Annotated in this window: 10 protein-coding genes and 1 CRISPR repeat array (1 of these 11 cut by a window edge); of the genes, 2 read left to right on the top strand and 8 right to left on the bottom strand. The window is 39.0% G+C overall.

The window, feature by feature from the left end:
- Window positions 1-110: direct repeats of the CRISPR family, unit length 33 nt; unit sequence ATTTCAATCCACGCCCCCTATACAGGGAGCGAC (it extends 2,146 nt beyond the left edge of the window).
- A 158-nt stretch (window positions 111-268) separates the two neighbouring features.
- From cas2 to cas3, 7 genes are read right to left on the bottom strand one after another with little or no spacing between them, the layout of a single operon-like run.
- Complete coding sequence (cas2, locus tag ORD22_RS08515) at window positions 269-559, bottom strand: CRISPR-associated endonuclease Cas2 (protein WP_317645515.1); 291 nt, start codon at window positions 557-559, stop codon at window positions 269-271.
- A 10-nt stretch (window positions 560-569) separates the two neighbouring features.
- Window positions 570-1,601 carry a type I-C CRISPR-associated endonuclease Cas1c gene (gene cas1c, locus ORD22_RS08510; protein WP_317645514.1) on the bottom strand — a complete coding sequence of 344 codons (1,032 nt, stop codon included), beginning with the start codon at window positions 1,599-1,601 and terminating at the stop codon, window positions 570-572.
- Window positions 1,598-2,257 carry a CRISPR-associated protein Cas4 gene (gene cas4, locus ORD22_RS08505; RefSeq protein ID WP_317645513.1) on the bottom strand — a complete coding sequence of 220 codons (660 nt, stop codon included), beginning with the start codon at window positions 2,255-2,257 and terminating at the stop codon, window positions 1,598-1,600. Before cas4 ends, cas1c begins: the two co-directional genes overlap by 4 nt.
- Complete coding sequence (gene cas7c, locus ORD22_RS08500; protein WP_317645512.1) at window positions 2,244-3,119, bottom strand: type I-C CRISPR-associated protein Cas7/Csd2; 876 nt, start codon at window positions 3,117-3,119, stop codon at window positions 2,244-2,246. Before cas7c ends, cas4 begins: the two co-directional genes overlap by 14 nt.
- A complete protein-coding gene (gene cas8c, locus ORD22_RS08495; protein WP_317645511.1) occupies window positions 3,100-5,034 on the bottom strand; it encodes a type I-C CRISPR-associated protein Cas8c/Csd1 in 1,935 nt (644 codons plus the stop codon). The genes cas7c and cas8c overlap by 20 nt, the downstream gene beginning before the upstream one ends.
- Window positions 5,031-5,756: a type I-C CRISPR-associated protein Cas5c gene (gene cas5c, locus ORD22_RS08490; protein WP_317645510.1), complete on the bottom strand. Its 726-nt coding sequence runs from the start codon at window positions 5,754-5,756 to the stop codon at window positions 5,031-5,033. Before cas5c ends, cas8c begins: the two co-directional genes overlap by 4 nt.
- Before the next feature lie 13 nt (window positions 5,757-5,769).
- Window positions 5,770-8,145, bottom strand: a complete 2,376-nt coding sequence (cas3, locus tag ORD22_RS08485) for a CRISPR-associated helicase Cas3' (protein WP_317645509.1) — start codon at window positions 8,143-8,145, stop codon at window positions 5,770-5,772.
- A gap of 327 nt (window positions 8,146-8,472) precedes the next feature.
- Here cas3 and ORD22_RS08480 point away from each other — a divergent pair, with 327 nt between their 5' ends.
- Window positions 8,473-10,161: a methyl-accepting chemotaxis protein gene (locus ORD22_RS08480; RefSeq protein ID WP_317645508.1), complete on the top strand. Its 1,689-nt coding sequence runs from the start codon at window positions 8,473-8,475 to the stop codon at window positions 10,159-10,161.
- A gap of 151 nt (window positions 10,162-10,312) precedes the next feature.
- On the opposite strand, the gene ORD22_RS08475 is transcribed toward ORD22_RS08480, so the two are convergent.
- Window positions 10,313-11,821, bottom strand: coding sequence for a multicopper oxidase family protein (locus ORD22_RS08475; RefSeq protein WP_317645506.1), 1,509 nt, complete (start codon window positions 11,819-11,821; stop codon window positions 10,313-10,315).
- Window positions 11,822-12,141: 320 nt separating this feature from the next.
- Here ORD22_RS08475 and ORD22_RS08470 point away from each other — a divergent pair.
- A partial coding sequence (locus ORD22_RS08470) for a helix-turn-helix domain-containing protein (RefSeq protein WP_317645610.1) occupies window positions 12,142-12,307 on the top strand: 166 nt, incomplete at its 3' end.

The raw sequence follows: 12,307 nt of genomic DNA, 5'->3' as shown, positions 1-12,307 counted from the left end.
TTGCAGATTTAATTTCAATCCACGCCCCCTATACAGGGAGCGACTAACACTAAAAACTAGAAAAGGATGATTGAAATATTTCAATCCACGCCCCCTATACAGGGAGCGACCGCAAGATATAGATAAAAAAGAAAGTTGAAGTCTATATCTTGTATTTTCTATTCTAATACATCACTTTAACAAATATTTTTTTGCCTAATTACATAAAATTCAGTTCAAATCATGCGCGAACCTCCCTGGGTTTTCATGTGAACTTGAGGTTCGCACATTAGAAAATTAAAGGATCCTCTACTTTAAGAGCTTGTTTCGCACCAACATGTCTCACTTTTGAATCATGATTATTACCCAGACGATAATAACGTAAGCTATCTACTTTAGGATCCATAATCTCTTCCAATTCAATTTCCAATTGTCTCAATTGAGTACTGTCTACGATACATTCAAACACTGAGTTCTGGACACGCACGCCATACTCTTCACACTTTTTCGCAATTCTACGTAAACGTTTTTTACCACCATCTGTGAGAGTCTGTACGTCATAAGTTACTAATACGAGCACTCTACACCACCTACCTTATTAAAATGGGAGGATAAGCATCAAGATCACCGCGTAAGTGACGCGCTAATAATAATGCTTGCACATGCGGAATCAATCCCCAAGATACTTTTTCCTTTAAAAACGGATGAGTGATTGTCTGTTGTTTTTCTTTTTGCCAAAGTTGCAAAAAGTTTCTTCTTGCATCATCAGTTAAAATAACCGCGCCATTTTCTTTGAAGGTAAAATCATCTCTTTGTAGTTGTTGTCGATTAATTACTTTCAGTACGAAACGATCTGCAATTAATGGTCGTAATTCTTCCATCAAGTCTAACGCTAGTGAGTTTCTACCCGGTCTATCACGATGTAAAAATCCAACATACGAATCCAGTCCAACACCTTCAAGAGCTGAGGCTGTTTCTGCTGCTAGTAAGGAATAGGCAAAAGACAACAATGCGTTGACTGGATCAAGTGGCGGCCTCCGGTTACGTCCTTTGAAAAAGAAGACATCTTTCTGTTGTAGGATGGATTCTTCAAAAATGCTATAGTAGGCGCTTGCTGCATTACCTTCTATTCCACGTAATGCTTCCAAATCATTACATTCACTTACCGCTTTCCTAGAATCTTGTAAACGCTCAATCACCTTTGTCATACGATCCCTATTTACTCGTAATGCATGATCTCTTATTGTGCGTTTCAGCAACTGCTCGCAATTAAATATTTTTCCGATAATCATATTACCAGCAATACGGGCGCATTCTTCTTCATCGTCCGCTAGTCGATACTGCGCTCTACGAAGTGTTACATTTCCATTTAGCTCACCTGTAACACGCCCACGGAATCGACCACTACTAGAAAAGAAGGTTAGGCTAATATTCTGATCCATACACTCTTTCATCAAAGCCGGGCTTGCACCTTGATGTCCAAATGTACAAACAGCTTCTATATTGTGTAACGGGATGCGCGCCAATGATTCATTTTCTTTAAGCAAGTTTAGATTTTTACCTTTTAGCGCAAGATAGACTTCGGGATCTGATACATACACTGTATTCAACAATTGTTTCATTCCGCCAACATCCTATTCATATAAGTCGATACCTTTTCGCGTTCCATTAGTTCTGGAAGACAGCGATGACGAAGCGAACATTGCAAACAATGCTTCCCTGTTTTTACGCGTGGTGTATGTCGTCTCTTATAATAATGATGCATTTCTTTCGTTAAGTCTTTCACACGCATCTTTATTTCTTCCGTAATAATCACAGGTTCTCTACGCTTGATCTCGTGATAATAAAGTGCAGCTTCTTCAATGCTCGTACTAAGCATTTCTTCCAGACAAATCGTTTGTGCGGTCAATTGGAGAATATCCGCATCATGACTTTTTGGCTTTCCACGTTTATATTCAATAGGTTTCGCCCGATATAAACCTTTTTCTTTATCGAGCGGAACCCCCTCATCATCTTGAATAAACTCCACCATATCGCATATACCACTTATCCCTAAATACTGTGAATGAACCGGTAAAGCTCTGACATACAATGTATCCCCACGTTTTTCCCTAGTATAAGGATTATCTACTGTTTCATGAAGATAATTCCCTTCAATCGTCAGTACATTTTCTTCCCACTCCTGCTCAATATGAATGAGAGCCCATTGCCGTCTGCAAAAGGCAAAATGTTGAAGGCCCGACAACATTAAATAATCTTCTTCGTTATAGCCCAGCATACTCTTCTACGGAAAGCCCTTCTAGCGGTGTTGCTGTAATTCGATAATTTTCTATAGTTGGTTTCACAGCATCACTCATTTTTTCCACTTTAACTGTACGATGCACAGCTGCAGAAGAATATTGTCCTAATTTCGAATTATGCTCCCACCAAAACACTTTATTCACTTCCATACTTCCGTCAGGCCTTGCTGAAGAAGCATCATTCGCAAATAATGTCTTTAATGCTTCTTTTAAACTTTCAGCATCTTCATAAGTGAAGCCTGTACGCTCCGCAAGCTGAGGATTGATACTGCCATAAAACACATAAACACCAAAGTCTACTCGGTGCTTCATACCCATTGTGTCAGATGTTTTTTGGCCCGGATCTTTTTCGTTAGTTGTCGAGTTCACACTTTTCGTGATTTGCATACTTGTTACATCGACAGGCTCAATACTCGTAGCTGTATGGATTGACACTGGACCACGAATTCCAATAGACATCTTTGTACCTTTAAATGCGAATACTTGTCCAAATGCACGCACATCATACCAATTTTCAGATGCAAGCATTTCCGCTGTTTGCTCGTCAGTTCCTGTTGCTTTCGCTTTAGATAACAGCTTCTTTAACTCTTCCACCGATTCCACACGGTCTTTGATACTACGATACTCATCCGAACGTCTTTCATCAGACTGTACTAAGATTGGTAACCCTTCATCTTGTAGACGATTTCTTAATTTACGTTTGATTGCCACATCCGACACTTCTCCATGTCCATAAAAATCTTGCCTTGGGCGATTGCCGTTAAGTGGATCACCATTTGGATTGGCTTTATCTACCGTAAATACTACTGCAAAATCAATTTTATTTTTCAATGCTGACATGTTCTTTTTCCCCCTTTTTTGTATACATCTCTTGAATCTGACTACTGTATCCCAGTAAGAATACCGGTCCCAGCGGCGCATCGGTCATTTGATCCACTGCTAATTGATCTTCAATCTTTTGCATAAGCATCGCATAATAACCTGTGCTACTTCCAGGTCGTTGGAAATATGGTGATAGCTGTTTTCGAATGACCATCCATGTACGGGCTGGATGCTGTGAAAATGCATTGAAATATCTTGTCGCATTTGTCGCCCTGTTCTCATCACGTTCTTTCAACACACTTCTTTCCATGACTTCAGCAACTCCTAGTAAACGACCAAATAAATAGTCTCTTGAATTATTTTCTTCCTGAATAGCCACCGTATATCCCTCACTTTCATATTGTTTATTGATGAGTGCACAGGCAATTTGTAACGTAGCTTCCCATGACTCCATTGTATTTTTAAAACTGAATGGATTTTTCACTCGATTGAAAATCAGTGATACAATATCATTCGGCAACGGTTTTCTTTCAACAATGCAAGGAAGCATTCTTGTGTAAAAATCTTTTTTTATCCTACTATCTCCCTTACTCCCATAAACCGCTTCTGCTAATCTATAAGTAGATGGTGTGCCTATAAAAGTTTTCATCTTATTTGTAGCTGGATCTTTAGTTGTTTGTAGCCACTTGCATGTATTATGCCAATGAAGAATTGCATCTAAAAACAAATCTATGCTCAACTCTTGATAATAAACAATCGCAAGACGGCCTTTGGTAGCCGCATCAAGTGCCATAACGATAACGTTCTCTAGATCCTCTTTACTTAGTGTGTGACGCAACCCTTGTATTGCCTTGTTCAATTCCGCCGCCACTAATTCTTCCGTATCCGCAAGTTGCTTACCCTGTTCTTCAATATCTTCCGCAAAGATATCTACAAAATCTTCCCCACAACTAGCATAGAGTTCCTTAGTCCCGTCGAATTGGCTAAGAATTTCTGTTTGCTCTTTTCCAAATGTTATAAAGTAGCGAGAATCCACATATGTACCTTGCCGTTGGATTAGCCACCTTAATGCATGATGTGCTTTTTGAGATATTTCGTAACCGATTTGCACGGCTTCGGTCGGCTTGGCAAAACGTCCACGGTAAGTAAAGCCAGCATCATCATTGGCGGAAATCAATTTAGACATATCACCTGCATTTCGAATACGTGAACCATGCTGTGTTGTTAAGTTTGTTTGCTCACCCGTGATATAACATATGCCATTCTCCATCTCGTTCGTTGCATTCAAAAAAACGATAAAGTTCTCAAATAGGTCCTTATCTTCCCAAATCACTGAATCATCGGCAGTTTCATGCAGAACATCGAAACGAACAAATGCTGCCGACGCTTCTGAAGGAGCTACTTTATAAATTTCCGGCTTTTCTCCTTCAGCTGTCGCTGGCCACTTATTCAACAACTTTCCTCCATTATCTAGATATAGGATTTTCGCATCGACCAAATCCTTAATCAAATGTCCTTTAGATATATACTGATAAACAGATTGGATCTTGCTGGAGACTGCTTCTGATTCAGACCATTCTTTCATTTGCTTTTTATAGTGCTGATGATGTTCTGCAAATTTTACATCTCCGCCGTAGTGCACATAGTCTCCCGCCACATAGACCAACTTGTCATGTATGAAATGCGGTGCACTAGAATTACTTCGATTTGCAGAGTTAGGTGTAGCCGGAACTATCGTACGGGCATTTTCCTTATCAATCACCTTGGCGCTATGAAATTCACCATCTTGCGTCAATAACACTGCAATTTGCGCACTTTGCATAACATGTGACACCGGCAATAGCGTCATCCGTTGCTTTCTCCGTTCCTCAAACTCGCCCACTTGATGATCGTTGTAATCATACACTTCAGCCAGTTTTTTCATCCAGCTCATCTGTCCACCTCCTCAAAGATCATCTCGTACTCTTCTTCTACCGAAGTAAAGTTCACGCCTTTTTCAAATGATTTCATCGGTTCTTCGTGGATTGTACGTGTAACTTCACACTCTTCGGGCCGTTTAAAGTGAATAACTCCGTCTTTCATTACCGTTGGACTCAAACGCGCTTGAAACGACTTTCCGTCTCCTTCATCGGGATAAGTAAATCCATGAAACATTTGTCCGAAACTGATTTCTCCATACTTGTCATAGAACCCTATTCCTTCACCGAACGTACAAGCTTCGACATACCCTTGGCATTCTCTTGTGCCTAAATAAATATCACGCCTGCCACCTCTTTCGACAGAACGTTTGGCGATATTGTGATGCTTGTTCTCATTACGATCGTAGGCTAAATCGGGTCTATTTTCGTTAAATTCGAAATGTGCACGAACTTGATACATCGGATTACGCAAATAGGTGTAATACATTAAGTCATTCGCTTCACTTTGATACTTAATGGGACGCATCGCTTTTACTTCAGTCTGGATCGGATTCATCACCCGGACTTCGTCGATATACCATGTAATGGTCGGTTTCCAATAGATCGACTCTGTAATTCCTTTTAATGCTTGATAGGTTGGGACTTGATAAGTAAATTTTTCTCCTCCTATGCGAGTCAACGGGTCTGTGAATAGTCCATATTTTGCATGTACAACAAATTCGATTTGATTTCTCATGTCATTCACCTCCTCAAAAATTGTAATCTCCAAATTTCGCTTGCCCTTCTAACGCCACACCGTACTCTTGATCATACGCATTCTCCTTTAAACAAAAAATTGAGTCCTCGTATAAAGATTCGATCAATCCTTCATTGCTCAATATCCGTAATTCGTGCGAGTAAAGATTCACACTATATTGCTGTGCCTTCTTGATTAACATGTTGAATTTCTTAAAATCATGAATCTGTTCGTTTAAACTAGCGATTAACTCTTTTCCCGCATCCCCATACGGTACCAAAACAGCAGTCGTAGGCGAATGAATTGCTTCGAAGTGCTTTTCAATCGTTTTAAGCATCCCCGATGACTTAGTTTCCTTTGGCCGTTGTGCTGCAAGAGTTCCTTTCAACAATGTGAGTAAATCATAATCCAATCCAGCTGGAGTGATTAAAACTTCACGTTTTGCCTGTGCTAGAAAGTGAGTAAAATAAGTTTCAATTGTCTTTGGGTGAAGTAAGCGATCTACTAATTCGGGATTTGCTAAAATGTAGTTGTCCGTTACTTCAGCACCAATACGAATTTCAGGTAGTCTAGATAAGTTTTCATCTTTTGCACGAATAACAAATACATCCCCAAGTTCTCTTTCCGCATGTCGATTACATCTTCCCGCTGCTTGTGCGATTGAATCTAGTCCTGCTAACGATCTAACAACCGATTCGAAGCTTATGTCGACACCTGCTTCAATTAGCTGTGTACTAACACAAACCACTTTCTCTTTTCCTAACCTACTCTTCACCTCTTCTAGCACTTCCTTGCGATGCATAGGACACATAGATGTACTCAAGTGAAAAATATGAGTATCTTCGAGTATGTCCAACGCTTGATACAATTTCTTTGCGGCAATCTTCGTATTCAAGATGATTAATACCGAATCACGATCCGCCAAAAGGGTTTTAGTAAATTTCGCTATCCGTTCCGCATCCCAACCTTCAAGTTCTACTTTCGAGGTAATATTCACACGTTTAAACGCATCTACTACTTCATCAAGACGCGGTATCATTTCTGGCTCTTTCGCCAGGAGAAGCGGAACTTCTATTTGTTTACTCGCAGCATGATTAGCAGGTTGTGTAGCCGTACAGAGTACAATGCTGCTATTGCCGATTGCATGAAGGAAATTTACTGATGCATGAAATAATTCTTTATGTTGATAAGGGACAGATTGAACTTCATCAAAAATAATAATGGCATCCGTCAGATTATGTAGACGGCGGCTCTTTCTCGTTCCTTTTTGATAAAAAGCATCCAAATATTGCACCATCGTAGTAAAAATGATGGGATAATCCCAGTTATCCCGGCCGAGTTGCATACTTTTATGGTGGGGATGATCATAGTAGTCCGTCTCATTGTCTAAATCGGTATCATCTATGACATTGGCATGATGCTCGAGTACAGCTTCTGGTTGTTTTATGATTTTTCTTACTTCATTTGCGTTTTGTTCCAGAATCGTCGTATAAGGGACTACATAAATAATTCGAGACTTGTTATACTGTTTTGCATGTTTCAACGCATAACGAAGACTGGCATATGTTTTTCCACCACCCGTTGGAACAGTAAGTGTGTAAATAGCGGATGGTAACTCAGCCATTTTGTCGCAGCTTTCAGACATATCATTGCGCAGCACATTGATTCTCTCTCTATTTTTCTGCCACTCTGTTACTGTCTCCATCAAATGCTCATAGCCTTTTTCAAATACCTCTCGATTGCTCATTGAAGATTCACTACTATTTTCTTCAAAACACCTCGTATTCGTCCGATCAGCATCTATCAGGCAGCTAAAAACTAATTTTTGCATTAGAGTTAAATAGATTGGGCGATTGTTCCCAAGTGGTGTTACTAATTGAACAAAGTTTTTCATCTCTTCTTTCGCTTCCATGATGAGTTGTTCCACTTTTTCTACATTTCCAGAAATACTTTCAAAATTCGATACGACTTCTTCGTAAAAGGGCAACTCTTCATTCGTTACACGTCTAATATAGTCGGATGGTTTTAAATCTGGTTGAATAAAGTTTTGCATACCTGAATGATGAGATAAAACAGCCATCCCTACTGTCTCTATAACAAAATCTTGTAAGGGATCTTTTCCTCCATACTGCTCATACAAATACTTTGCTCCAGCTGAAGAGTGATCTATTTTTTCACTTGCAATTTTATTTTCAAGCACGGCATTTTTTAAATATGTAGTAAAATGCCACGTGAATTTCCCCATATCATGCAAAAAACCTGACAATTCAGCATGTGCCCCTAATCCAACAATTTCTCCATAAGAACGAGCAAGTTCTGCTACTTCTTCTAGATGTTGTTGAACGGATTGTTCTACATGATCTGTTTCACGAATATGAGCGATCAACATTGTTCGCACCTCCAAATTAGTTAATACTACTTACTATATTATACAATTACTACCAATGTATCATACTATTTAATTACTTTGTATAACTTCACGGTAAATAATCAAAATAGTACAAATTCTTTTACCTTACCTATGCTTCTCTGTTAGTTTTTTATAATGATATATCTAAACTTTTCATCATAATTTCCAAAGAATCAATTTAAACTTTTATCACAAAAATTTACTTAAATAACACAAAGACTTTATAACTACTTATAGACTATTAACTAGGAGAAAGGTATAATGCGGTTATAATATACATATTAATTTGACTAGGAGTTGTGATGAATGTTAAGTAGATTTAAAAGTATCCGTAGTAAACTATTAACCGGATTCTCTGTAGTTTTACTACTAATTATTCTACTAGGGGCTTTTATATTCACTACTTTACAAAATAGTAATGAAGCAACTGAAGGTATATTAGAAAAAGAATTACCTCTTCTCATTGCAGATGAACAGCTATCATTTCATATGGCCAATCTAATCGCTACATCCCGCGGTTTTATCCTGACAGGTGAAGAGAGCTATAGGGAACTATTCAATCAACACATAGAAGATAGTGAAAAACATCAAGCGACTATCAAAAGAATAGGAACTACACAAGAATCATTGCATTTAATTAAGAGAACGGTTCAGTGGAGAGAATACATCACCGAAAATGTGTTTGCCGAATATGAGCGGGGTAACGAAGAGGTGGCGCACCGTAATCTTTTGGCATCGAACGACGATGCACGCTATCTAATGGCTGCTTATGAAAAAACAGCCCTAGACCGGGAAAAAAAAATTATTGATATAGAAGAAAACTTACTAGCGACTGGTAACTCTACATTGATCTTCGTATCTAGTATCATAATTCTCGTCATTCTGTTAAGCGTCGCGGTAGCATTATTCACTGCGAATTCTATCTCCAAACCGCTCCGTACCGTCATGGAACGGATGAAACAAATTGCAGGTCGGGATTTAAGCAACCCTCCTTTAGAAACGAAGTTACGAGATGAAATCGGCCAATTAATTGGTTCTACTAATGAAATGGGCCAGAGCATGCATGATTTATTGGATGAAATTAATAAAGTAGCTGAAACAGTTTCGGCACAAAGTGAAGAATTGACTCAATCAGCAAATGAAGTCAAAGCCGGAACAGCTCAGATCACGATTACTATGGAAGATCTCGCCCACGGTACAGAATCCCAAGCAATGAACGCTAGTACTCTATCGTCTGCCATGGAAACATTCGCTTCAAAGGTAATGCTCGCCAATGAAAACGGCGATTATATTCATCGCTCGTCAAACGAAGTACTTGAAATGACGAATACAGGAAGCAAGCTAATGACTTCCTCATCCGAACAAATGACCGTGATTGATAAAATTGTTCAAGATGCAGTCGTTAAAGTAGAAGGACTGGACAAGCATACACAGCAAATTTCCGAACTCGTTTCTGTCATTCAGGATATCGCGAGTCAAACGAATTTATTGGCATTAAATGCTGCAATCGAAGCAGCACGCGCAGGAGAACACGGTAAAGGCTTCGCTGTAGTGGCAGATGAAGTAAGAACCCTTGCAGAACAGTCCGCTGTTTCTGTAACCAATATCACAGAAATCGTTAAGCAAATCCAAACTGAATCCAGCTTTGTAGCCACTTCTTTGCGAGAAGGTTATAAAGAAGTAGAAGAAGGAACGAACCAAATTGAACGTACTGGCGAAACATTCGATACAATCAGTGTCGCGGTAACCGAAATGGTCGATAGGATCCGGGCTGTATCAGATGATTTACGTGCTCTATCCGAAAACAGCCAAGAGATGAATAAGGCAGTCGAAGAAATCGCAGACATTACACACCAATCCGCTGCTGGCGTTGAAGAAACATCGGCTTCCTCTGAACAAGCAAGCAGTGCTATGGAGGAAGTTGCTAATAACTCAAGAGATTTAGCTAATTTAGCAGAAGAATTAAACGTACTCATACAGCGATTTAAGTTATAATATCTGAAAAACGTCTACTTCTATGACAGGAAGCAGACGCTTTTTTAACTTATTCTATTCTAGAAAGTTCACTTTGTACAACCCCTCTATTCATTGGAAGTGTAAAACAGCCAGTGCGCAAGACGATGCACTGACTGTTTTATACTCCACATTATTTTACTTCTATTTGCCCCATCATTCCGTTGTCCTCATGTTCTAAAATGTGACAATGGAACATATATACGCCTTTATGCTTAAACTGTACTGCGAGTCTCACTTTCTCACCCGGATGAACAGCTATACTGTCTTTCCAACCTTTTTCATTAGCTGCAGGTTCTACTCCATCTCTTGAGATGATCTTAAATTGTGTACCGTGAATGTGGAATGGATGAATCATGCCGCCCATCATATCTTTCTTATTGTAAATTTCCCATACTTCGGTAACTCCTTGTTTCTGGGTGAAATCAATTCTTTCAGGGTCAAATTTCTTTCCATTGATCTCCACATGATCCATCATGCCAAAAAGCTCAATATGTTTAGTAACTTGCATATTTCTTTCTTCTTCAGTTACTGAAAAGTCATTTAGTTCTTCTGTTAATTTAGTGACTTTTTCTTGTTGACTTACCAATTCAAAAGGTAAAAGAGTGGACCCATCTTCATTTATTAGCGCTAAGTCATTTGATGTGTTAAGCTGCGCAAAATCAACTACTATTTCTGCTCGTTCAGACGGAGTCAACGTTACTTCATTCAATGTAACGGGTTCATTCAAAAAACCACCATCCGTTGCAATTTGAACAAATGAATCTCCTGTATTTAATTTAAATGTGTAATTTCTTGCATTCGATCCATTAACCAAACGCAGTCGTACTTTTTCTTTAGTAACTTTCAACTTAGGATTTATCGTACCATTGATTAATAGCGTATCACCGATGGTCCCGTCGTCATTCATGACTGCTTTATAATCTAATTGCTTCTGATCATTGAAGGTCCGATCTTGAAAAATCAAAGGAATGTCGGTTTTCCCATACTCATTAGGAAGCTCCAATTCAGTTGAATTATTATCTTCAATGTATATCAGTCCTGCAAGACCTTTGTACACTTGTTCAGATGTCTTTCCCTCTGGGTGTGGATGGAACCATAAAGTAGCCGCTTCTTGTGTAACTTCAAATGTTATTGTCTCTTCTTCACCTGGACTAAGCGTTTTATGCGGTCCACCATCTGCTTCACCTGACACTTCCAACCCATGCCAATGAAATGTTGTCATCTCATCCAGTTCATTAATCGTTTTGATTGTTACCGTTTCCCCTTTTTTAAATCGAAGAACAGGTCCTAAAAAATCACCATTGTATCCGAGTGTTGCTGTCTTTATCCCATCAAATATTTCGACTTCCCCTTTTTGCGCCTTAATCGTATAATTCCTTCCTTTTTCTGTATCACTTGCTAACAAAGGTGGTATATTTACTTCATTTTCACCTGTAGAATCATTCAATCTCACTACATTATCATGACTCATATGTCCATTGTTCATTGATGAACCGTCCATCATAGAATGATCCATTTCCTCGCTGTCATGATTCATCATAGAATGATTCATCTCATCAGCGGGCTGTGCGTCGTTACTGCAACCACTGATTACTAGAATACTCATTAAAAAGGCAGTGGCCTTCATTTGTATGCTCATCTTAATATCCCCTTTACTATTGTGTTTTCAAGGATAGTATAGCAAGAATATATGAAAAAACTATGCACATAGGCGTCCGCTTCCGAAGAGTCTAATATACTTACATTTTCAAACGCAGAAAAGCAAACACTCCTTGAAAAATTCCACGAAGTGTTTGCTTTATACATTTATCATTTTCTGACAGAAGACTCCCTCTTCAATCATGTGAAGGGCAGAGCCCAATGATAAGAGGGAGATGAATATCGGTTGTCTGTAGACAAAGCAGTTTCTGTAATGATAGAATGGGAACATACATTCCCGTATGAAATGAGGTGAAAGCAATGTTGGTCAACAAGGCCTATAAGTTTCGGATCTATCCAAACAAAGAACAAGAAGTTTTAATTGCCAAAACCATTGGATGCAGCCGCTTTGTATTTAATCATTTTCTATCTAAATGGAATGATGCCTATAAAAAGACAGGAAAAGGATTAACCTATAGCACTTGTT

The sequence above is a fragment of the Sporosarcina sp. GW1-11 genome (genome assembly GCF_033088395.1).
Lineage (GTDB): Bacteria > Bacillota > Bacilli > Bacillales_A > Planococcaceae > Sporosarcina.
The sequence above is the reverse complement of the archived record's forward strand: the minus strand, read 5'-3'. Positions and strand labels throughout refer to the sequence as shown.